This is a genomic window from Mycobacterium sp. pW045, from assembly GCF_041287085.1.
Classification (GTDB): domain Bacteria; phylum Actinomycetota; class Actinomycetes; order Mycobacteriales; family Mycobacteriaceae; genus Mycobacterium; species Mycobacterium algericum_A.
Genome location: NZ_JBGGKU010000005.1, coordinates 302,146 through 323,690, shown reverse-complemented (window position 1 = coordinate 323,690; position 21,545 = coordinate 302,146). Strand labels below are relative to the sequence as shown.

The 21,545-nt window shown below is 67.4% G+C and carries 22 protein-coding genes; 4 read left to right on the top strand and 18 right to left on the bottom strand.

Annotated elements, in window-relative coordinates; genetic code table 11:
- Positions 1-8: 8 nt before the first annotated feature.
- The 7 genes from ACAG20_RS10805 to ACAG20_RS10775 all read right to left on the bottom strand — a co-directional run bounded on the left by ACAG20_RS10805 (position 9) and on the right by ACAG20_RS10775 (position 7,019).
- Entirely contained in the window at positions 9-2,234 is a 2,226-nt protein-coding gene (locus tag ACAG20_RS10805) for an acyl-CoA dehydrogenase (protein WP_193465099.1), read from the bottom strand.
- On the bottom strand, positions 2,231-3,256 hold the full coding sequence (locus ACAG20_RS10800; RefSeq protein WP_193465098.1) for an NAD-dependent epimerase/dehydratase family protein: 1,026 nt from the start codon (positions 3,254-3,256) through the stop codon (positions 2,231-2,233). The genes ACAG20_RS10805 and ACAG20_RS10800 overlap by 4 nt, the downstream gene beginning before the upstream one ends.
- On the bottom strand, positions 3,253-4,149 hold the full coding sequence (locus ACAG20_RS10795) for an IclR family transcriptional regulator (protein WP_193465097.1): 897 nt from the start codon (positions 4,147-4,149) through the stop codon (positions 3,253-3,255). The genes ACAG20_RS10800 and ACAG20_RS10795 overlap by 4 nt, the downstream gene beginning before the upstream one ends.
- Before the next feature lies 1 nt (position 4,150).
- Positions 4,151-4,990 carry an SDR family oxidoreductase gene (locus ACAG20_RS10790; RefSeq protein ID WP_193465096.1) on the bottom strand — a complete coding sequence of 280 codons (840 nt, stop codon included), beginning with the start codon at positions 4,988-4,990 and terminating at the stop codon, positions 4,151-4,153.
- 163 nt (positions 4,991-5,153) lie between these two features.
- On the bottom strand, positions 5,154-5,486 hold the full coding sequence (locus ACAG20_RS10785) for a type II toxin-antitoxin system PemK/MazF family toxin (protein ID WP_370492496.1): 333 nt from the start codon (positions 5,484-5,486) through the stop codon (positions 5,154-5,156).
- Complete coding sequence (locus ACAG20_RS10780; RefSeq protein ID WP_013830308.1) at positions 5,474-5,692, bottom strand: type II toxin-antitoxin system CcdA family antitoxin; 219 nt, start codon at positions 5,690-5,692, stop codon at positions 5,474-5,476. Before ACAG20_RS10780 ends, ACAG20_RS10785 begins: the two co-directional genes overlap by 13 nt.
- A 64-nt stretch (positions 5,693-5,756) precedes the next feature.
- Positions 5,757-7,019, bottom strand: coding sequence for an amidohydrolase family protein (locus tag ACAG20_RS10775; RefSeq protein WP_193465094.1), 1,263 nt, complete (start codon positions 7,017-7,019; stop codon positions 5,757-5,759).
- A gap of 25 nt (positions 7,020-7,044) precedes the next feature.
- Between ACAG20_RS10775 and ACAG20_RS10770 the strand changes: the two genes are divergently transcribed.
- Together ACAG20_RS10770 and ACAG20_RS10765 are read left to right on the top strand one after the other, a co-directional pair.
- Positions 7,045-7,863: a helix-turn-helix transcriptional regulator gene (locus ACAG20_RS10770; protein ID WP_013830310.1), complete on the top strand. Its 819-nt coding sequence runs from the start codon at positions 7,045-7,047 to the stop codon at positions 7,861-7,863.
- 98 nt (positions 7,864-7,961) lie between these two features.
- Entirely contained in the window at positions 7,962-8,357 is a 396-nt protein-coding gene (locus tag ACAG20_RS10765) for a carboxymuconolactone decarboxylase family protein (RefSeq protein ID WP_041318684.1), read from the top strand.
- On the opposite strand, the gene ACAG20_RS10760 is transcribed toward ACAG20_RS10765, so the two are convergent.
- The 8 genes from ACAG20_RS10760 to ACAG20_RS10725 form a co-directional block, all read right to left on the bottom strand.
- Positions 8,350-9,522 carry an acyl-CoA dehydrogenase family protein gene (locus ACAG20_RS10760; protein WP_013830312.1) on the bottom strand — a complete coding sequence of 391 codons (1,173 nt, stop codon included), beginning with the start codon at positions 9,520-9,522 and terminating at the stop codon, positions 8,350-8,352. The two genes, ACAG20_RS10765 and ACAG20_RS10760, sit on opposite strands and share 8 nt — an antisense overlap.
- A gap of 13 nt (positions 9,523-9,535) precedes the next feature.
- Positions 9,536-10,606, bottom strand: coding sequence for an acyl-CoA dehydrogenase family protein (locus tag ACAG20_RS10755; protein ID WP_013830313.1), 1,071 nt, complete (start codon positions 10,604-10,606; stop codon positions 9,536-9,538).
- A gap of 1 nt (position 10,607) precedes the next feature.
- Complete coding sequence (locus tag ACAG20_RS10750; protein ID WP_013830314.1) at positions 10,608-11,447, bottom strand: amidohydrolase family protein; 840 nt, start codon at positions 11,445-11,447, stop codon at positions 10,608-10,610.
- On the bottom strand, positions 11,444-13,057 hold the full coding sequence (locus ACAG20_RS10745; protein ID WP_370492495.1) for an acyl-CoA synthetase: 1,614 nt from the start codon (positions 13,055-13,057) through the stop codon (positions 11,444-11,446). Before ACAG20_RS10745 ends, ACAG20_RS10750 begins: the two co-directional genes overlap by 4 nt.
- Positions 13,058-13,059: 2 nt before the next feature.
- Positions 13,060-14,310, bottom strand: a complete 1,251-nt coding sequence (locus tag ACAG20_RS10740; RefSeq protein WP_193465091.1) for an amidohydrolase family protein — start codon at positions 14,308-14,310, stop codon at positions 13,060-13,062.
- Positions 14,311-14,314: 4 nt separating this feature from the next.
- On the bottom strand, positions 14,315-15,154 hold the full coding sequence (locus ACAG20_RS10735; protein ID WP_193465090.1) for an enoyl-CoA hydratase: 840 nt from the start codon (positions 15,152-15,154) through the stop codon (positions 14,315-14,317).
- Positions 15,155-15,293: 139 nt separating this feature from the next.
- Positions 15,294-16,091 carry an SDR family NAD(P)-dependent oxidoreductase gene (locus ACAG20_RS10730; protein ID WP_013830318.1) on the bottom strand — a complete coding sequence of 266 codons (798 nt, stop codon included), beginning with the start codon at positions 16,089-16,091 and terminating at the stop codon, positions 15,294-15,296.
- A gap of 15 nt (positions 16,092-16,106) precedes the next feature.
- A complete protein-coding gene (locus ACAG20_RS10725) occupies positions 16,107-16,868 on the bottom strand; it encodes a crotonase/enoyl-CoA hydratase family protein (RefSeq protein WP_041318687.1) in 762 nt (253 codons plus the stop codon).
- Between the two features lie 166 nt (positions 16,869-17,034).
- On the opposite strand from ACAG20_RS10725, the gene ACAG20_RS10720 reads away from it, so the two are divergent.
- Positions 17,035-17,787: a TetR/AcrR family transcriptional regulator gene (locus ACAG20_RS10720; RefSeq protein ID WP_013830320.1), complete on the top strand. Its 753-nt coding sequence runs from the start codon at positions 17,035-17,037 to the stop codon at positions 17,785-17,787.
- 6 nt (positions 17,788-17,793) lie between these two features.
- Here the strand turns inward: ACAG20_RS10720 and ACAG20_RS10715 are convergent, their stop codons facing one another.
- From ACAG20_RS10715 to ACAG20_RS10705, 3 genes are all read right to left on the bottom strand, one after another.
- A complete protein-coding gene (locus tag ACAG20_RS10715; protein ID WP_193465089.1) occupies positions 17,794-18,969 on the bottom strand; it encodes a thiolase family protein in 1,176 nt (391 codons plus the stop codon).
- A gap of 74 nt (positions 18,970-19,043) precedes the next feature.
- Positions 19,044-19,919 carry an enoyl-CoA hydratase/isomerase family protein gene (locus tag ACAG20_RS10710; protein WP_013830322.1) on the bottom strand — a complete coding sequence of 292 codons (876 nt, stop codon included), beginning with the start codon at positions 19,917-19,919 and terminating at the stop codon, positions 19,044-19,046.
- Positions 19,916-20,602, bottom strand: coding sequence for a hypothetical protein (locus ACAG20_RS10705; RefSeq protein ID WP_193465088.1), 687 nt, complete (start codon positions 20,600-20,602; stop codon positions 19,916-19,918). The genes ACAG20_RS10710 and ACAG20_RS10705 overlap by 4 nt, the downstream gene beginning before the upstream one ends.
- A gap of 80 nt (positions 20,603-20,682) precedes the next feature.
- Between ACAG20_RS10705 and ACAG20_RS10700 the strand changes: the two genes are divergently transcribed.
- Positions 20,683-21,531 carry an enoyl-CoA hydratase/isomerase family protein gene (locus ACAG20_RS10700; protein ID WP_370492493.1) on the top strand — a complete coding sequence of 283 codons (849 nt, stop codon included), beginning with the start codon at positions 20,683-20,685 and terminating at the stop codon, positions 21,529-21,531.
- The last annotated feature ends 14 nt before the right edge of the window (positions 21,532-21,545 follow it).

Genomic DNA, 21,545 nt, shown 5'->3' with positions numbered 1-21,545 from the left:
GAATGCGGTCATTTGCGGGGCAGGCCGAGGATCATCTGGGCGATGACGTTCAGCTGGATCTCGTTGGTGCCGCCGCCGATCAGTTCGGCCGGTGACAGCAGGTACGGTTCGACGACGGCCGGGTCGGAGTCGGTTGTCATCGCCAGCCGCCCGGCGATGGCCAGGGTGGCCCGGAAGGTGCGGCGCAGCAGGACGTTCATCGCCACTTTGGCGATGCTTGATGCCGGCCCCAGGCCCTGGCCGTCCAGCAGTCTGATGGTCTCGCGTACGCCGAGCGCCTTGATCGCCTGCGTGTAGGCGTCGAGCTCACCGAGAGCCCGCACCGCGTCGTCACGCTGCTCGCCCGGGGCGGCGGCCAGCCGCCGCAATGCGACCGCCCGGTCGTACTGAACGTATCCGCTGATGGCGGAACGCTCTTCGGCCATGGTGGCAAGCGCCAGCTGCCAGCCACCGGTGGGCTCGCCGAGCAGCATGTCATCGGGGACGAAGACGTCGTTGAGGAAGACCTCGTTGAACTCGGAGTCGCCGGTGACCTGCACGATCGGCTGGACTTCGATACCTGGCGAGCGCATGTCCACGATGAAGTAGCCGATGCCGCGGTGTTTGGCGGCGTCGGGATCAGTGCGGGCCAGCAGTGCGCCGTAGTCGGCGCGTTGCGCGCACGACGTCCAGATCTTGTGTCCGTTGACGCGCCAGCCGCCGTCGACCTTGACCGCCCGGGTGATCAGGGACGCCAGGTCCGAACCGGCCCCGGGTTCGCTGAAGAGCTGGCACCAAGCCAGCTCACCGCGTTGCGTCGGCGGAATCAGCTGCTGGCGCAGGGCATCCGGCGCTGCCCGCAGGAGCGACGGCAGGATCCATTCGGCGATGCCCAACGACGGCCGTATCAGGCCGGGGCGGTTGGCGAATTCCTCGACGATGATGAGCTGCTGCAACGGGGTGGCGTCGATACCCCACGGCGCCGGCCAGTGCGGCGCGATGAGCCCGGCTTCGGCGATCAGGGTTCGCTGCGGACCTGTTTCGAAGTGCGGGTAGTCGCCTTGCCGTCCGGGTCCGTCGTTGCGCAGGAGACTCGCAGCGTCGAGTGTCGCGGCGATCTCCGCCCGGAACTCGGCTTCGGCGCCGCCGAGATCGACGGTGAAATCCCGCTGCTGCGTGGTGGTGAGCTCGCCGAGGCGCCGTGCCCAACCGGTGGCGGCGCCGATCGATGCGGCGATGCTGGTGGCGCGGCGCCAGTACAGGTGCAGGTCGTGTTCCCAGGTGAAGCCGATGGCGCCGAACATCGTCAGCGTGTCCAGGACGGCGTCCGGGCACGGCGCGATGGCGGTCAGCGCCGCAGCGGCGGCCGCCATCTCGTGCTGGTCGGAGTCGTCGGAGGCTGCGCGTACGGCGTCCCAGGCGGCGGCGCTGGCCAGTTCGCTGTTCACCAACAGCATGGCCGCTTGGTGTTGCAGCGCCTGGAATGTCCCGATCGGCTTGCCGAACTGTTCGCGGGTGTGCAGATGTTGGGTGGCCGCCTCGACGCACCATCCGGCGATTCCTGCGGATACCGCCGCGGCGAGCCCGACGGTGAGCCATTCGGCACGGCCGGGGTCGATACCGGTCATGACGTCGGCCGCCGCCGCGGGGTAGCCGGTAAACGTGATCGTTCCCACGTCGGTGAGCAGATCGGTACCCGCGGCCGGCCGGACCGCCACTTCCGGTCGGGACATGTCCACGGCCAGCCAGATCGCCGCACCGTCGGTGAGCTCGGCGCAGACCAGCGCGAGCCGCGCCGAGCAGGCGCCCGAGATCAGTTCGGCGGCACCGTCGATGAGCCATCCGTCGCCGATCGGATGTGCGGTGAGCTTCGCGTACTGCGGCAGGAGCACGGTCGCCGGCGTACCCGATGACAAGGCGCCCAGAAACACCTCGCGGGCAGGTGTCGCATCGGCGAGCAGCCCGACCGCTCCCGCGGTGACCGTCGCCAGCAGCGGCCCCGGCAGGGACGCTTTTCCGGCGGCCTCCAGAACGCCGGCGGCGTCCAGCAGACCTCCGCCCTGCCCGCCGCACGATTCGGGCAGGTGGATGGCGTGAAAGCCGTTGGCCACCAGCTCCGGCCACCATCCCGGCAGCTCCCCCGCCGCCAGCGAGTCGAACGCCTTGCGGGCGTCGGCGATCGGTGCGTGCCGGGCGGCGAAGCGTCGCAGTGATTCGCCGAGTTCCCGCTGCTCGACGGTGAGTGCCACGCTCACGAGCTCTCCTGGTTCTTGGTGCGCCGCCTGCTGCGGAAGAAACCGGCGGCTTCGGCCAGTGCCTCAGTGGCCGGCCGGGGCTCCCACCCGAGTTCCCGGACGGCCTTGTCGTGACTCATCGGCGACATGATGTGCATCAGCCGTATCGACAGCGGGGTGAGTGCGGTTTCGCGCCGCCGCCGCCGCGCCGCGAACTGGGCGAGATGTCCCAGTGCCGACATCACCGCGACCGGCACGCCCCACCTCGGTGGCTCGACATCGACCGCGGCGCATGCCGCCCGGTAGATGTCGCGAGCGCTCATGAACCGTTCGGAGACGATGTAGCGTTGGCCCGGCCTGCCGCGTTGCCCGGCCAAAATCAGGGCGCGCGCCGCATCATCGACACCGACGACCTCGGCTTGCGCACCGGAGATGTAGAAGGGCAGCTTCCCGCGGACGGCAGCGGCGACCAGCCCGCCGTGCGGGGTGGGCTGCCAATCGCCGGAGCCGTAGGTGTTGGCGACGCACATCGCCACCGCAGGCAGGCCCTTGTCCCGGTGGTAGTCCAGCACCAGATTCTCGGCCTCGACCCGGCTTCGGATGTAGTCCCCGCCGGAGTCGAGCCAGTTGTGGGCGGTGCGCTCGTCGGCCAGACCGTGATCGACGCGCCCGATGGTTCCGATCGAACTGGTGAACACGAACCGGTCCAGTGCCGCGCCGGCCGCAACGTCGAGGACATGGCGCAGAGCTTCGACGTTGGTGCGGTACAACGGTTCCGGATCGGTCAGCCATGCCCGCGCATCCACGACGCAGTAGTAGACGACATCGCATCCGTTCATCGCCGAGCGCACGGCGTCCTGGTCGAAGATGTCACCGCGCCGGACGTCGACATCGAGGCCGTCGATCGCGCGTGTTGAGCTGGTGGCGCGGATCAGGACCCGAACGTCTTCGCCGGCGTCGACGAGTTGCCGGGTGACATGCGAGCCGAGGAATCCGCTGGCCCCGATGACCAACTTCTTGTGAGTATCGGCATGATCGGTCATACCGGCTCTTTCCTTGCCGTCCAGAGTGATTCGATGCGCCGCGCGGTCTCCTGCACGACCGCTCCGAGATCACTGACCTCGGCCGGAGTCATCGTCGCGAACGGGGACGCGCCCACCGACATGGTGACCGTGCCATCCGTGTCGTGGATCGGTGCGGCCACGTTGGCGATCCGATGCTCGGCGCTGTCGAGCTCACCGGGCAGGTAGTCGACCACGGTCAGGTCGGCGAAGGCGCTGGCGAGCCGCGAGGTGATCTCGTCGGGCTCGCCCTCGGCGGCCAGCGCCTGCAGCGCCGAATACACCCGGACGTACTCGCGGCTGAGCCGTTCGACCGCGTAGCCGCGAGCGCGCACTTCATCGAGCACCGCGGCCAGTCGCCGGCGCAGCCGCGGCGACGGAGCCCCCAAGCCGCTCAACCATTCCTTCTTGAGCTGATCGCTCGCTTCGGCGACGAACTCCCGGCAGAACGGGGCCACTATCGGCATTCGGAAGCCGACGCTGACGTGCGGCGCGGCAAGGGATTCACCGACCGCATCGGTGACCACCACCGTCGGTCCCTGCCGCGCGCCCAGGATGACCTGCATGCCGACATCGTCGGAGAGCCGTTGCAGCTCCGGTCGGAACGCCTGCTTGTTGACCGGCCGGGTCAGTGCGGCCAGTGCCGGCCCCCACGAGTAGCCGCTCGAGCGCCGGTCGCGCACGATCCACTGCCGGGCGGCCAGGGTGGTGACGATCGCGTGACACGTGCCGTGGCTGATGTGCAGTATCCGCGCGATCTCCGACAGCGAGAAGCCGCGTTCGGGGTCTGATGCCAGCAGCTCCAGGATCCTGATCACGCGCTCGGTCGGCGGCGACGACACGGGCCGGCCGGACTCGCCGGCATTTGCGGTCATATCAAGCGTTTTCGGCAGCCACCCGGGCGCGTTCACGCACCGAGGCGACCACGCCGCCGTCATTGAGGATGTCGGTGCCGGTGAGATAGCCGGCAGCATCGCTGACACAGAACGCGAGCAGCGCCGCCATCTCTTCGGGTTTGCCCCAGCGCGGGACGGCGGCGTCGACGACCAGCGCCCCGGCACCGGCTTGTTCCTCCAGCCGGCCCATTTCGGTGTCGGTCGACCCGGGCGAGACCGAGACGATGCGCAAACCGCGGCCGTTGAACCGTTCAGCCTGCGAACTGCTGTACCAGCGGACGAATGCCTTGCTCACGGCATAAGCGACACCCGAACGCACCTCTTGCGGCATCGGTTCGCAGACCGTCGCCATGGCCGCCAGGAAGGCGCCGGCGTCACCGAGGGCAAGCGGGAACTGCCCGACCGGGATCAGCTCCTCGGGCAGCAGATGCGCGGCCATCGATGCCACATTGACGATCGCCGAGCCCTGCCCGGCCGCACCATAAAAGGCCTCATTGACGTTGAGCGTGCCGATTGCGTTGGTCCGCATGACATAGTCGGCGTCACCCATGCTCGGGCTGACCCCCGCGGCGTGGATCACCGAGGCGACCGGCCCGATGGCGGCCGCGGTGTCGAACAGCTCGGCGACAGCCCGGCGGTCGGTGACGTCGCAGTTGACCACCGATGCCGCGATGCCTAGCGCTTCAAGGGTTTTCGCCGCGGTATCCAGCCGGTCCTGCCGAACATCGCACAGCACCAGCGACTGCTCGCGACCGACGATCTTCGCCGTGGCCAGGCCTATGCCGCCCGCACCACCGGTGATCACCGACACCATCGACATGGCTCCCTCACTTCCCCATGGTGGCGTTGATCGCCTGTGCCATGAATGCGACCGACTCGTTGCGGCCCAGCGAGGCCAACAGCTGCGCCGCACCGGCGACCCGGGCGCCGACGTCCGCCGTCACATTGTCGAAGGATACGTCGACTATTCGACGCATACAAGATCAACAGCCGACGGCGAACCGGTAGGCTCGGCACACCTCCGAAAGCCGCTCGTCAGCCAGTCGGACGATACGACTCGTGAACCTCGAACGGCCCAACGTGAATACGTTGTCGAAGTTGACCGCGCATTGTCGCGGTAGCCCGTCTGCCCGGTCCAGGGCAACCTCAGTGGGGATATTGCGGACCGTTGTCGTCACCGGCGCGACCAGCAGTGACGTCAGACGCGAAGTGAAGCGCTGTCTGGTCAAGACGAGAACGGGACGAATCTTGTCGCCTGGCACGTCGGCCCACCACACCTCGCCCCGGTTGATGACCGGTCCGCCTACTCCTCCCATGGCACCGCACTCAGGTCGACCGGGACCTCACCCGGCAGTTCGTCGTCGCGGTTCGCCTCAAGCCATCGCTTCTCAAGCTCGCGTTCGATGAGTGCGCCGAGCGCATCTTCGAGCAGTTGGGAGACGTTTGAGGTACCGGTAACCGCCTGAGCCTGCCGCAAACGCTCGGGTGTCAGCGTCGCCGAGACCTTGGTTTTCGCTGCCATGAAAATGATCCTACTAATTATCCTCCAAATGTGCCGACATCTTTTCCCGACACTCGCGAGACCCCTATGCTTTCGCCAGCTGCTTCTCGGCGTACCGGCGCGCCCACTCGGCACGCGGCCGGATGGACACGTCGACGTCGGTCGCGGTGGCCCGCAACGCCCCCACCGTCGCCTGTTCGCGCGAGGTGTGGGCGAACGGGTCCCAGCCGAAGAACCGGCAGGAGTTCTCCCAGGTGATCTTGTTGATGTCGGAGTCACTGGCGCCGGCGGCGTTCAGTTCGGCGAGCACCTGCTCGGGAGCGTCCGGCCAGAAGCAGTCCGAGTGCGGGTAGTCGCATTCCCAGGCGATGATGTCGATACCGATGTCGTGACGCAGTTTCAGCGACGTCTTGTCGGTGACGTAGCAGGCCAGCGAGTGCTCACGGAACACCTCGGACGGCAGCTTGTCGCCGAAGTCGCGGCGCAGCCACTTCTGGTTGGTGTAGTGCCGGTCGCTGCGATCCAGGTAGAACGGGATCCAGCCGATGCCGCCCTCGGAGAACGCGAACTTCAGGTCCGGATAGTTGCGCATCGCCGGACCCCACAGCAGGTCCTGGGCGCACATCGCCGAGATCTGGGTGGCCAGGATGATCAGGTTGTCGATCGGGGCGTCCGGCGCCATGCTGATCGCCCCGAAGCCGGTGCCGATGTGCAGGCACATCACCACGTTGCACTCCGACAGCGTGGTGAACACCGGTCCCCAGTACTCCTCGTCGTGGTAGCTGGGCAGCCCCTCCAGGTGCGGCAGCTCGGGCATCGTGACCGCCCGGCAGCCCTTGGCGGCCACCCGGCGGATCTCGGCGCACATCGCCTCGGGGTTCCAGGTCGGCAGGATCGCGATCGGGATGAAGCGGCCCGGGTAGGAGCCCGCCCACTCATCGATGTGCCAATCGTTGTAGGCCGACACCATCACCAGCGTGACGTTCTCGCGGGTCATGTTGAGATGCCTCGCGGAGAACCCGGTGAAGGTCGGGAAGCACATCGAGGCCAGGATGCCGTTGCGGCTCATGTCACGGACCCGTTCGTGCACGTCGTAGACGCCGGGGCGCATCTCGGCGAAGCCGGCGGGGTCGCGGCCCCACTCCTCGGCGGGCCAGGAGACCACCGCGTTGAGCCCGCTGACGCCTTGCGGGCGGCCCTGATACATCCACTGGTCGACACCGTGAGAGTCGGTGACGACGATGGGCGCTTCGTCCTTGTATTTGGCCGGCACGTGGCGCAGGAACATGTCGGGCGGCTCCACCACGTGGTCGTCGATGCTGACCAGGATCAAGTCGTCGGTATTCATGTCTCTACTAGTACCCTGGAAAACCGTGACCGTCTCCGCGCGTTCGGCCATAGACTTTGCAGAACCGGCCAACATCGATCTGCGCCGGGGCGGTCGCGCCCGCGCCGGCAGCTATCTCTACGAGGGGCAGCATCTGGTCACCGGGTGGCACTCCCATGAGATGCACCAGATCGAGTACGCCGTCGGCGGGGTGGTGGAAGTCGAGACCGCCGCGGCGCACTATCTGTTGCCGCCGCAGCAGGCGGCCTGGATTCCGGCCGGGCTGGAGCATCAGGCCGTCATGCGCCCGGAGGTGCGCACCGTGGCGGTGATGTTCGACCCCGAACTGGTGGCGCATGCCGGTGACCGCGCCCGCATCCTGACCGTCTCGCCGCTGATCCGGGAGATGATGCTGTACTCACTGCGCTGGCCGATCGAGCGATCCGACGGCGACACCGTCTCCGACGACTTCTTCCGCACGCTGGGTCATCTGGTCTCCGCAGCACTCGACCATGAGGCCCCGCTGAGCCTACCGGTGTCCGATCACCCGATCGTGGGCCCGGCGATGGTCTACACCAAGGCGCACCTGTCGTCGGTGACGGCAGCCGACGTCGGTCGCGCGGTCGCGGTCTCCGAGCGCACGCTGCGCCGGCAGTTCGAAGCGGTGACCGGGATGTCGTGGCGGACGTATCTGCTGCACGCGCGGATGCTGCAGGCGATGGCGCTGTTGGCGGCCCCGGATCAGGGGGTGCAGCAGACGGCGACGGCCGTCGGGTTCGACAGCCTGTCGGCGTTCACCCGGGCGTTCACCAGGTTCGCCGGCGAAGCCCCGTCGCGCTACCACCGCCGGATCACGACGGCTTGACCACGCGGCGAATGGGCCGCATCGTCGAGTGACGAAGTCTACTGAATCACCGTATCCTGCAACCCAACTGATCCACACCTACCCAAAGGGATGAGCGTATGACGGACTGGCGTGCCGAAGGTCTTCGAGTTTTCCGGGAGATGCTGCCGGGGGTACTGCCCGACGGCGACGTCGATTTCCACCACGGGTTCGCGCCGGAACTCATGGATATCGGCGTCGAAGGTGTCTTCGGCCGGCTCTGGTCACGCGAAGGCCTCGCACGCCGGGACCGCAGTCTGCTCACGCTGGGCATGCTGATAGCGCTGGGCGCCGAAGAGGAACTCGAGTCGCACTTCCGGATCGCCGAGCAGAATGGCCTGACCCGCGGCGAACTGGCCGAAGTGGTCTATCACACCACCGGTTACGTCGGCTTCCCCGCTGCCAACTCGGCCCGGCAGGCAGCGACACGCGCCTTCGCCAAGCGGGCCGACGAGGGCGACACCGCCGTCACTTGACCAGCGGCGGCGAATAATTCGGCTTGCCCAGCCCGAGCACGTACTGGGCGATCATGTTCCGGAACACCTCCAGGGTGCCGCCGTAGATGCCGACCAGCGGAGCGAACCGGTAGACGTAATCGGACGCACCGTCGTCGATGGCGCCGTCGGTGCCGATCGGCAGCGCCGATGCGCTGCCGAGCAGGTCCATCAGATCCGGTGACACGTCGCGCATCGTCTGCGCGAGCGCGACCCGGCCGAAGATGGACGGGGCCGACAGGGACGCCTCCACCCGCGCTGCGGCCCGACCGAGTCGGTAGGCCACCGAACGATCGTCGATGCGTCCCGACCGCCCCACGACCGCGCCGGCTTTGTCGACGGCCTCGGCCATGAAGCCGGCCTGGTGCATCATGATCGACACATCCTGTAGCCCGTCGGGATCGGCGTCCACGGCACCGTGTTCGACGTTGAGCGGTTCGCGCAGCACCGTCCAGCCGCCGTTGACTTCCCCCAGCCGGTATTTGTCGTCGACGCGGACATCGCTGTAGTAGACGATGTTGGTGCGATCGCCGTCGACGGTGCGCAGGCCCTGAATTTCGATACCCGGGGAGTCCAGTGGCACCAGGAACATGGTCAGGCTCTTGTGCTTTCGCGCCTCCGGGTCGGTGTTGGTGATCAAGAAAACGTACTGGCAGTTGTGGGCGCCGGTGGTGAACATCTTGGAGCCGTTGACCACCCAGCTCGACCCGTCCCGGACCGCGCGGGTTTTGCAGGTCGCGACGTCGGAGCCGCCTTCGGGTTCGGTGTAGCCCAGGCAGAGCCGGATGTGGCCGCTGAAGACGCCGGGCAGGATCTCGTCGCACAGCTCCGGCGAACCGAACGACGCCACCGAGCGCGCCACCATCGCGGTGGTCCCCCAGGTCACCCAGGGCACGTGTGCGCGGCGCTTCTCCAGTTCCCAGATGCGTCGCCGCACCCGGGAGAAGCCGCCGTCGGCCTCGGTCTTCCATTCCTTTTCCAGGTAGCCGGCGGCGCCCAGCGCCAGGTGCACGCCTTCGTCGAAGTTGTCACCGGTCTCGCGGTCGCGGCGCTTGACGTCCTCGGTGACGTGGGTAGCGAGGAAGGCGCGTGCCTCTTCGAGGAAGGCAAGGTCGTCGTCGGTCAGTTGGGGTCGTGAGAAGTCCATGATGTTCGGTGTCCTATTCGGCTGCGCGGGCGGCGGTTTCGCGGGCGGCGGTTTCGCGGGCGGCGACGAACTCGGCGATGCGGCATGCGCTGGCACCCGGGTCGCCGCCGGCCAATGGCCAGCCGCGCGCCCGCACCAGATATGCCGTGGCCGCGGCCTCCGCCGAGACCCCGAGACCACCTTGGATGTGCACCGCCATGGTGGCGGCCTTGGCGGCTTCCTCGGCCATGAACACGAACGCCGAGGCGGCCAGCTCCGGCCGCTCATCGGGCTCGTTGTCCATGAACCATCCGGCGCGGTAGGCCAGATTGCGCCCGCTGGCAACGGTGATGGCCATGTTCGCCAGCGGGTGTGAGATCGCCTGCAGGGTCCCGATCGGCACCCCGAGCGTGTAGCGGGTCTTGGCGAACTCCGCGGCGATCATCATGGTCTGCTCCACCATCCCGACCAGCGCGGCGGCAGTCAGCAGCCGCCATTCATCCAGCGCCCGCTGGTATTCCGCGGCGGCTTGGACACCTTCGGCCAGCACGGTCCGGGCGTCGGCAGTGTCCGGGTCGATCCAGGCCATCGGCAGCCGGCCGATGTTGTCGACGGTCGCCGGCCGGGTATCGAAGACCAGGCGGACGATCTGGTCACCATCGCGGACGATGATCTCGTCGGCGATCGAACCGGTGGGCAGCAGACGCGGCCCCACAGCGCTGTCCTGATGCGGGTCGAACGCGACCAAGCGTGTCCCGGTGACGATGTCGCCGTGCGACAGCGCGCCGAGTCGTTCCAGTAGCCGTGCGGCGCAGACATGGTCGATCCACGGCACCGGGGCCAGCGCCCGGCCGATCTCCTCGGCGACCAGGGTGAGGTCCACCAGGGTCGCGCCGTCGCCACCGACCGACTCCGGCAGCGCCATGGTGGTGGCGCCCATCGCGCACAGCCGCTCCCACAGATTCTTGTCGAAGCCGGATTCCTCGGCGGCACGCACGGTTTCGATATCGCAGTGGGTGGTGAAGAACTGCTTGTAGGCGGCCTGCAGCGCCTGGTGATCCTCGGTCAGGCTGTAGTCCAGCCTGCGCAGCTCGAAACGGTCCATATCAGCTCTCCTGTTCGGGGGCGCGTAGATCGGCGAAAAAGAAGTCCGCAGCATTGCGGTACAGGTACTTGTCCATCACCTCGGGGGGCAGGTCCAGTGCGAGTGCTTCGGGCACCACGCGGTTCATCCGCAGCACCGGCCAGTCGGAGGCAAAGATGATCTTGTCGGCGCCCCGGGTGCGCAGGTAGTGCAGCAGGGCTTCCGGCAACCGTTTCGGCGACCATGCCGAGGTCATCAGCCGCAGGTTGCGGTATTTGATCAGCATCCGGATGGCAACGTCCCACCAGGGGTCGGCGCCGTGGATCATGCACAGCCGCAGCTCCGGGAAGCGCACGCAGACCCGGTCCAGGTGGATCGGATGCTGCACCTCACCGGGGATGGGCGGTCCCGGAATGCCGGTGTTGACACATAGCGGCAGGTCCAGTTCGGCGCACTTGGCGTACAGCGGGTAGTAGACGGCGTCACTGGGCGGGTATTGGCCATCGCCCCAGAAGCTGGGCCCCACCACGGCGTAGGCGACCGGCAGGTCCTTGACGACGGCACTGAGTTCGCGCAGCGACGGCACCGGCCGCAGCAGATTCGCCCCGCCCATCGCCAGGGCGAAACGATCCGGCCTGTCCGCCACGAACTTTCGCGCGGTCACCGACGGCTTGGCCAGGTTGTCCATCAGCACGGCCTTGGCGACACCGTTGGCGTCCATCTCGTCGAGCAGCGCCGACATGTCGACCGGATCGAACATCGACGCCGGCCCCTTGAAGTACTCGTCGCGCGTCTTGCGCATCCAGGCCGGCTGCTCGCTCTCGCCGAAGTGCACATTGACCAGGCAGTCGATTGCTCTCATGCCGTAGGAACCTCTTCATTGACCTGGCGTTTCGCCCAGCGGTAGTCGGCCTTGCCGTTACCCAGTCGGCGCACCTGTGCGACGACGATGAACTCCTTGGGCACCTTGAATCCGGCCAGCACCGATCTGCACTCTGCGGCCAGCAGGTCAATATCGGCGTCCGACTGCAGTGCCACCAGCGCAACGAGTTCTTCGCCCCACCGGTCGCTGGGACGTCCCACCACCAGCGCGTCGGCGACCCCGGGGTGGGCGCGCAGCACTTCTTCGACCTCCTCGACGAATACCTTCTCCCCGCCGGTGTTGACCACCAGTGCATCGCGACCGAGGAAACGCAGGGTTCCGTCTTCCTCGATCGAGGCCCGGTCTCCGGAGATCACCACCCGTTGACCGTCGACCTCGCAGAAGGTGCGTCGGGTCGCGTCGGCGTCATCGAAGTAGCCGAGCGGGATCCGGCCGGTCCGCACCACCCAGCCGACCTCGGGATCACCTGGCTGCAGGAACCGGGTACGGTCCTGCGAAACCACCGATCCCCCGGTCCGCAACTCGAAGGTGTCGCGCCGCGCGTCACGCTGACTGCGCCCGAAGCCCATGTTCCCGGTCTCCGATGACCCGTACCCATTGATCAGGGTGATCTGCGGAAGGTATTCCAGCAGTGCCGCCTGATATTTCGGATTCGTTGCCGCGCCGCCGGTTCCGATCGAGTGCAGCGACGATAGGTCGTAATCCGAGCGGCCCAGTTCGGCGACAAGTGGTGCGGCGTAGGCGTCGCCGACCATGGTCATCAAGCCGACCTTCTCCCGCTCGACGGTTTCCAATACCGCACGGGGGTCGAACTTGGTGCGGGTGTCGTTGAGGATCACCGTCTGCCCGCTCAAAATCGCCGAGAACGCCGTCCACAGACCCGCGGCGTGCATCAGCGGCGACAGCGCGAACCACGGCGGGCCGGCGTACTGCACTTTCTGGTGGATTTCCGCGGCCGACGCATGGTCGTCGCCGACCATCGACGAGACGTAGATGTCGCTTTGGCGCCACAGCACACCTTTCGGGCTGCCGGTGGTCCCCCCGGTGCAGATCATCAGCACGTCGTCCGGGGACGGCGCGATCTGCTGATCGGTATCGCCTTGCGCCAGCGCATCATCCAGCGATGTCGCGTCCAGGATCGGCGCGTCGGCCGCGCCGTCGTCGATGCGGATCAGCAGGTCGGCCCCGCAATCCCGCAGCGTGTCGGCGAATTTCGCCTCCAGGCTCGCATGGAAGATGACCGCACGGGGCCGCAAGTAGTCCAGCAGCTCGCCCGCTTCGACCGGGGTGTAGTAGTGATTGACGTTGACCGGAACGGTCCGCGCCTTGAGGCAGCCGACCACCATGTCGGGGTACAGGTCGTTGTGCATGAGCAGCGCGACCCGGTCCTGGCCGCACTCCCAGTTCGCCAGCTCCGCACGCTCTCGCCGGACGCCCAGCCCGCGGCCGGCCAAGAAGTTGGCCAGCCGGCGGGTGCGCTCGGCACTCTGCGCAAACGTGCTACGCCGGGTGCCGCATACCGTCATCTCACGATCGGGCACGACCTCCGCGATCGCGTCAACGACGCCGCCGATCGTCCATTCGCCCACCGTCAGACCGAAGCTGCCAGGTGGGCGGCGCCTGGTGCAGTACGATTCGGATCACCCAGCAGGGTCAATGCGTTGTCCCGCATCACCATTCGGGTATCTTCCACGCTGAACTCAGGGAACTGCGGGATGTCGGCGGTGAAGGTGGTCGGGTCGGCCAGGCCCTCACCGTGCGGCCAGTCGGAACCGAACAGGATCTTGTCGACGCCGATGGTGTCGGCTAGCAGCTTCACGTCATCCTCGTAGTAGGGGGCAATCCAGACGTTGTTGCGCAGCTGCTCGATCGGATCTTCCTTATAGTGGTACGGCGCATTGTTGGCCGACTTCTTCAACCGCTTGATCAGCCGGTAAACGAAGTACGAGCCGTTCTCGATGCTGGCCACCTTGAGCTTGGGGTGACGGGTGAACACCTGGTGCACGATCATCGAGGCGATGGTGTCGTGGATCGCGCGATCGTCCATGATCACCATGTCCAGCGGGTCGCGCTTGCCGAATCCCTTGAACACACCGCTGCCGCCCCACAACGCAGGGATCGCCATGTAACCGGAGTCGGACAGGTGGAAGACGACTGCGACGCCCGCCTCGGCAAGGCGCGCCCACACCGGGTCGTGCACCGGGTCACCGAGGGACCGGGCCCGAACCTCGCCGGGCACCGGCGCCGGACGCACACACACCAGCTTGGCACCGCGGCTGATCACGAATTCGACTTCGTCGACGGCCTTCTCGGGGTCGGCCAGCGAGATGATCGGTGCGGATATCAGACGGCCGTCGGGACGGTCGAAGCCCCAGTCCTCGTCGAGCCAAAGGTTGAACGCGTGTACCGACGCCATGGTGGCGGGGATATCGTGCTTGAGTCCCTCCTCCACACCACAGGCGAAGGTCGGCAGCATGAACACCGTCTCCAGCCGCTGCCGGTCGAGCACCTGCACGCGGGCGTCGCGGTTCTGGTATTCGGGATGCTCGGAGAGCCGGTCGAGCTTCATCAACGACGCCGGGTCCACACCTTCGGGGATCTCGCCGCGGAACAGCAGATCGAGGCAGCCGGGTTCGATGATCGGGTCGAAGCTCGGGTTCGGGATGAAGTGGTTGACGACCCCGCCGAACACCGCCAGGGTGCGATTGCCGTCCTGCAGCATCTGGACACCGCGGCTGCGGAATTCCTTGGGCAGGTGCCGAGTGAAGGCGTCCAGCGGCTCGTAGTAGTGGTTGTCGACGTCAACGGCCAAGTACGGGAGCCGTTCAGGTGTGGCAGTCATGTACTCAACCTTTCTGCATGAGAGGCGGGAAGTTCGGCGGGCGTTTCTCGAAGAAACTCGTGATGCCCTCGATGAGGTCGGGCCGCTGCAGCGACTCGTACATCAGCGTCTCGGCGCGCGCGCTCACCGCCGCGACGTCGTCGAGCGCATCGCGGTAGGCCTGTGCTTTAATCACCGCCAGCGATGCCGGTGAGCAGTTCGCGGCGATGTCTCGCGCGTAGTCCATGGCGCGTTCCAGCAGCCGGTCGCCCGCGACGACGTGGTTGACCAGGCCGAGTTCGCGGGCCTCCTCGGCGAGAAATGTCCGACCGCTCAGCAGCAGATCCATCGCCGCCCCCCAGCCGGCCAGTCGAGGCAGGATCCAGGTGATGCCGTGTTCGGCGATCAGGCCGCGTCGGGTGAACGCAGTGGCGAACTTGGCTCCGGCAGCGGCGAATCGGACATCACACATCAGCGCGTGGGTGAGCCCGATACCGACGCAGGCGCCGTTGATCGCCGCGATGACCGGCTTGCGCAGTTCGGTCAGGAAGTAAGCCGGCCGGTCCCCGACCAGTTGGGCGACATCGGTCTTTGAGCTGTCGCCCCCATCCTCCTCGAGGCTCGTGGTGGGCCCCAGGCTCGCGCCGGCACAGAACCCGCGGCCGGTGCCGGTCAGCACGATCGCCCGCACGTCGGGGTCCGCCTCGGCGCGGTCGATCGCCGCGTACAGGCCCGCTGCGGTGTCCGCGCCCCAGGAGTTGAGCCGCTGCGGCCGGTTGAAGGTGAGCACCGCGACGCCGTCTCGCGCCTCGTAGCGAACCGCGGCGCCTGCGTCAACGAGCGTGCCGTCGTCGGCAGCGGCCATCGATCCCGCACCTCCGCACCTTGGGAATCCTTCGGAATGATTCTTACTGTATACCTTTCGGTAGCGCATTCCGCAACCCACGCCGATCCTGGCGCGAACTGTCATGTCAGCAGGTCAGGGCTGGTTTCGGGCGCTCCGATCAGAGGAAATCCGAGCCGCCGTCGACGTTGACGTTGGCCCCGGTCATGTACGAGTTGCGGCGCGAGGCCAGAAAGGCCGCCACCGCGCCCACTTCGTCCGGCAGGCCGGCCCGTGGCAGGTGCGCCGGATGACCGAAATGCTCGGTGATGGCGCCCATCAGCCGGTAGGGGTCATCACCGTCCACCCCGATCGAGCGGGCCCAGCCAGTCAGCGCCTCGGAGGCGACACTGCCCGGGGAGACCACGTTGACCAGGATCTCATCGGGGGCCAGCAGCAGCGACAGGTTCTTCGAGACACTGTTGACCATTGCCTTAGCCGCGGTGTAGGCGGCCAGCACGGTGCTTTGGCGCTGTGTGGATTGTGCCGAGAAATTCACGATCCGGGCCCATTGCGCGTTGCGCAGCAACGGCAATGCCGCCCGCACGGCGTGAACCATCCCCATCGCGCCCTGGTCGATGGCCCGGCGCCACTGCTCGTCGGTGAGCTCGTCGAAGCTGCCCTGCACATCGGGTCCGGCGGTGTTGATCAGGATGTTGAGTTCGCCGCCCCAACGCTCACCGAGCTCGGCGAAGACCTGCTCAATGCGCTGTTCGTCGCAGGCGTCGGCGACCAACCCGAGCGCGTCTGGGCTGCCGCGCCGGGCCAGGTCGTCGGTCGCGCGGTCAAGGTCGGCGGCCGTGCGCGCCACGACAGCGACGCGCGCGCCGTCGTCGGCCAAGCAGCGGGCGGTGGCCAACCCCATGCCGCGGCCGCCGCCGACGACGACGGCGCGCGCGTCGCGCAAGCCCAGATCCACGACTACCCGCCGGGATCAGGCGCCGGTCCAGTTGGGGGCGCGCTTCTCGGCGAACGCGATGGCGCCTTCTTTGGCGTCCTTGGAGGCGAACACCGGCGCGATCAGCTCGCCCTGCTTGGCCCACATCTCGTCCTGGGACCAGCCGGCGGCCTTCACCATGATCTCCTTGGTTACCGCCACCGCGAGCGGACCGTTCGCGGTGATCCGCTCGGCCAACTCGATCGCCCCGTTCAGCGCCTCGCCCGGCTCGGTCAGCACGTTGACGAAACCCCATTGGGCGCCCTCGTCGGCGGTGAAACTCTCCCCGGTCAAAGCCAACTCCAGCGCCTTCTGGTAAGGGATGCGGTGCGGCAACCGCAGCAGACCGCCACCGGCGGCCACCAGACCTCTTTTGACTTCCGGGATACCGAATTTCGCCCCCTTGGCGGCCACCACCAGGTCGGTGGCCAGCACCAGCTCGGTGCCACCGGCCACCGCGTGACCCTCGACCGCGGAGATGATCGGCTTGCGGGGCGGGCGTTCGGTGAAGCCCAGACCCCGGCCCGGTACATACGCCAGTTCGCCGGCTGCAAACGCCTTGAGGTCCATACCCGCGCAGAAGTTGCCGCCGGCGCCGGTCAGCACCGCCACCGATAGTTCCGGGGTGCCGTCGAGTTCGTCGCAGGCGGCGGCCAGGCCTTCGGCGACCGCCTTGTTGGCCGCATTGCGGGCCTCCGGACGATTGATTGTGATGATGAGGGTTCGTCCACGACGTTCGCTGAGCACTGCTTCTGACACCGGCCACCCCTACACGCGTTGCGACAATTTATATCAAAATGCTTACCATATGCTTTACGGTAAGAGAAGCTCGATGCCCGGTGACGACGAGGGCACAGGTAGGTTTGACGACTAGGTTTGACGGCGAAGAATCCGGCCTTGTCGACCAGAACTGGAGGTACCCGCAGTGGCCAAGCAGCCAGTCGCCGAGAAGCGGCAGCGGCGCGAACGCGGATCCATCAATCCCGACGACATCATCGACGGCGCGTTCGAGCTCGCCGAACAGATCGGGGTCGACAACCTGAGCATGCCGTTGCTCGGCAAGCATCTCGGCGTCGGGGTGACCAGCATCTACTGGTACTTCCGCAAAAAGGACGATCTGCTCAACGCGATGACCAGTCGGGCGCTGCGCCAGTACGTGTTCGCCACCCCGTACGTGCAGGCCAAGGATTGGCGTCAGACGTTGCGCAACCACGCCCACACCATGCGGACGACGTTCCTGGGCAACCCGATTCTGTGCGACCTCATCCTGATCCGGGCAGCGTTGAGCCCCAGAGCCGCGCAGCTCGGCGTCCAGGAGGTGGAGCGGGCGATCGCCGGGCTGGTGGAAGCCGGGCTGTCACCGCAGGACGCCTTCGACATCTACTCGGCGATCTCGCTGCACATCCGCGGATCGGTCGTGCTGCGGCGCCTCTACGAGAAGAACCGGGCATCGGATGCCGAAGGCCCATCCGACTTCGAGGAGGCGATGGTCATCGACCCCGAGGCCACCCCGTTGCTGGCGCAGACCACCCGGCAAGGGCACCGGATCGGCGCGGCCGATGACGCCAACTTCGACTACGGGCTCGACTGCATCCTTGACCAGGCCGAGCGATTGATCGAGCAGAACAGCAAGCCGGCGCGGCGTCGCACCGCGCCGGCTTCGGCTAAAGCCCGCTAGCGGCCGTCAGACCTCGATGACCACGGCGCCGCCCTGACCGCCGCCGGCACACATCGCCGCCACGCCGATACCGCCGCCGCGCCGGCGCAGCTCGTAGGCCAGGGTGGTCACCATCCGTGCGCCGGAGGCCGCGATCGGGTGACCGAGGCTGCAGCCACTGCCGGAGAAGTTCACCAGTTCCTCGTCGAGGCCGTACTCGCGGCACGCCGCGATCGGCACCGAGGCGAACGCCTCGTTGATCTCCCACAGCGCGACATCGCCGGGCCGCAGGCCCGCCCGCTGCAGCACCTTGCCGATCACCTTCACCGCGCCGAGTCCGGTGTCGCGCGGGGCCACACCGGCGGACGCCCACGCCTTCACCGTGCCCATGACGTCCAGGCCCTGGGCTTGCGCATAGCCGTCGTCGACGAGCGCCACCGCGGCCGCGGCATCGTTGGTGCCGCTGCTGTTACCGGCGGTGATCGAGAATCCCTCGATCTCGGGGTGCAGCACCTTCAGGCCGGCCAGCTTCTCCGGTGTGGTGTCGCGGCGGGGGTGCTCGTCCACGGTGAACTCGGTGACCGAGCCGTCGGGCAGTTGCACCTTCAGCGGCACGATCTCGTCGGCGAACTTGCCGGCGTCGATCGCGGCGATCGCCCGCTGGTGTGAACGGGCCGCCCACGCGTCCATCTCCTCGCGGGAGATGCCAACGGCTTGGGCGGTGTTCCAGCCCACCGTGATGGACATGTCGCGGGTGGGCGCATCCACGGTCTCGGGGTGGGTCGGCGGCATCCACGGCTCGGCGAAGCTGAGCTCCGGGCCGGGGATGCGCATCTTCATCACCGGCAGCATCGACAGGGTCTGCACACCCCCGGCGATCAGCACCCGCTCCATCCCGGATCCGATCTGCGCGGCGGCATTGCCGATGGCGGTCAGGCTGCCCGCACAGTGCCGGTTGACGGCTTGGCCGGGCACCGACTCCATCCCGCAGGCGGCGGCCGCGAAACGCGCCATATCGCCACCGCCGTAGTGGGACTCGGCGAAGATCATGTCGTCGATGTCCGCGACCGGGATACCGGCCCGGCGGATCACCTCGGGCACCACCGTGGTGATCAGCGTCTCCGCGGAGGTGTTGGCCAGTGTTCCCTTGAATGAGCGTCCGATGGCTGTGCGAACGGCGCCGACGATGACAGGTGTGGACATTCTTCGAACCTTACATTGTTGATTGTTTCTGTAAAGCTACCGGTTTGCGGCGGCAGGCGCCGCCCGGGGCCGGATCACGGTTCCGGCACGTGGAAATGCTCATCACGCAGCCGGAACGCCTCCTTGGTGCCGTGCTGCGCCCGGGTCTTGACGAAGTTGAACTCGCCCGGTGCGAACTGCAGGTTGGTGCCGTAGGCGTGGAACAGGTAGCTGGCCACCTCTTCGCCCTGGTAGGCCTGGCTCTGCTCGACCAGCCGGAAGGCCTCCTTCGCGATCACCACCCCGTCGGCGGGCATCTTGGCCGCCTTGCTCGCCCAATAGCGTGCTCGCGCCGAAACCGCCGAGGGGTCACAGGTCTCGGTGAAGACGCCGAGGTGTTCGACCGCGCCCGCCTCGATGATGTCCCCGGTCAACAACAGTCGCCGTGCCAGCACCGGACCCAGCCGATGGAAGAACATGTGCAGGCTGCCCAGCGCCGGACCGAGGAAGCGGGTGGCGGGCATGCCGATCTTGGTGTCGCGCGCGATCACCGAGATATCGGTCATCAGCGCCATCTCGAAACCGCCCCCCAGCGCGTAGCCGCTGATCTCGCCCACAGTGACCTTCGGAAAGCCCATCAGGTTGTGGTAGAAGCCGAACGAGCGGCGGTCGACGGCGAGGCGGCGACGCTGGCTGGGCCGGCTCTTGGCCGGCGGCTGCTCGCCCCGCTCGCCGTACCAGCCGTAGGCGTTGTTCATGTCGGCTCCGGTACTGAACACGCCGTCGGCACCTCGGAGCAGCACCACCACGACGTCATCGTCGTCGGCGACCCGGTCCAGGAAGCGGGCGATCGCATCCCGCATCGCGGCATCGTAGGAATTGCGCCGGCCGGGGTTGTTCAACGTGATGGTGGCGATCCGCCCGTCGGGGTCGACGTCGAAGAGCACCCGGTCGTCGCTGCCATCGCTCATCGCTGCGTCTCCTTGCCCGGCCGCCGGCGGCCGAATCGATTGGCGCTCACCTTCTCCGGCGGCATCGCCGCGGTGGAGACCTCGCCGGTGCACAGCAGCTCGCCGCCAAGGGTCAGTCGCGCGGTGGACGTGATCCCACGCCCGGTCTCGGTTCGCGCGATGTCGAACTCCAACTCGGTGAGGATGGGCGTCGGGCGGCGGTAGGCGACCAGCAGCGACCGGGTGCGGCCGGCCAACCCCGCCGCGCAGCTCTGGTGCTGGGTGACGCAATCGAAGAACACGCCCAGAAACCCGCCGTGCACCAGCCCCGGAGGCCCTTCGTAGGCCAGCGGGAACGTGACTCGTCCCGACGCCGTGTCGGTGTCGAGCAGGTCGAACCGGTACTCCGGAAAGCACGGGTTGAACGCCCCGACGTCAAAGGCGTGGTTGAGGTAGACCCGGCCGCGGTCGTCGGATTCGAGGCGGGGCGTCGCGTCCGCCCGGACGACCCCACCCAGTTGTCGCTCCCAGTCGGCGAATCGCGCCAGCATGTCGTCGACCACCGGGTGCGGATGCTCCAGCGCCAGCAGCAGCCCGGTCATCCGCCGCAGCGCGCCGGCCGCCGCCACGGTCTGCTGCAGCGGCTGTTCGCCGAAACGGCTGCTACCGGCCGAAACCGCTGAGCTGCCCGAGCCGTCCGTCATGGGGCCCTTCCCGGTCGAATCCGCGGCGAAACACGCTAATCGTATAGCATACTGTAGCTCTCACGATATGGCGCTGAAAGGTGGGCAGCACAGTGGCCGACTCCCCCGATTCCGGGTCCGGGGCCGCGGACTCTCCGGTTGATGGTTCGGTGACGGTGCTGCGCGACGGCGCACTGCTGCGACTGACGCTGGTCCGCCCCGATCGCCGGAACGCGCTGAGTCCAGCGATGACCGAAGCGCTGATCAGCGCCCTGACCGAGGCGGCGAGCGACGACACGCTGCGAGCCGTTCACATCCGGGGTTCCGGCGACGATTTCTGCGCAGGCGCCGACTGGGTCGCCACCAATGCGGCCGACCGGCGGCCCCGCACCGGCGATCTGGTCCGGCGCATCCCGCATGCCGCGCACCGGATCATCGAACTGGTGCACACCATCCAGCTGCCGGTGGTGTGCAGTGTGCAGGGCTGGGCGGTCGGTTTGGGCTGCAATCTGGCGCTGGCTGCCGACTTCACCATCGCCGCCGCCGACGCCGTCTTCTGGGAGCCATTCCTGGCCCGCGGCTTCAGCCCCGACTCTGGAGCCACCTGGTTGCTGCCGCGACTGGTCGGGCTGGCCCGGGCCCGCCGCATGCTGCTGCTCGGCGAGCAGGTCAGTGGAACCGCCGCCGAACAATGGGGGCTGATCCATCAGTCGGTGGCACCAACCGACGTCGACGCGACCGCGGACGAGCTGTTGGCCAGGTTGGCCGACGGACCCACCGTCGCCATCGGCCTGACCAAGCAGGCGCTGCACTACGGGCAGCACGCAACGTTGCCCCAATCCATGACCCAGGAGCTGTTCAATCTTGAACTGGCCTGCCGCACCATGGATTTCAAAGAAGGACTGGCCGCGTTTTCGCAGCGGCGCCCGCCGGGATTCACCGGACGCTGAGAAGAAGGGACCGG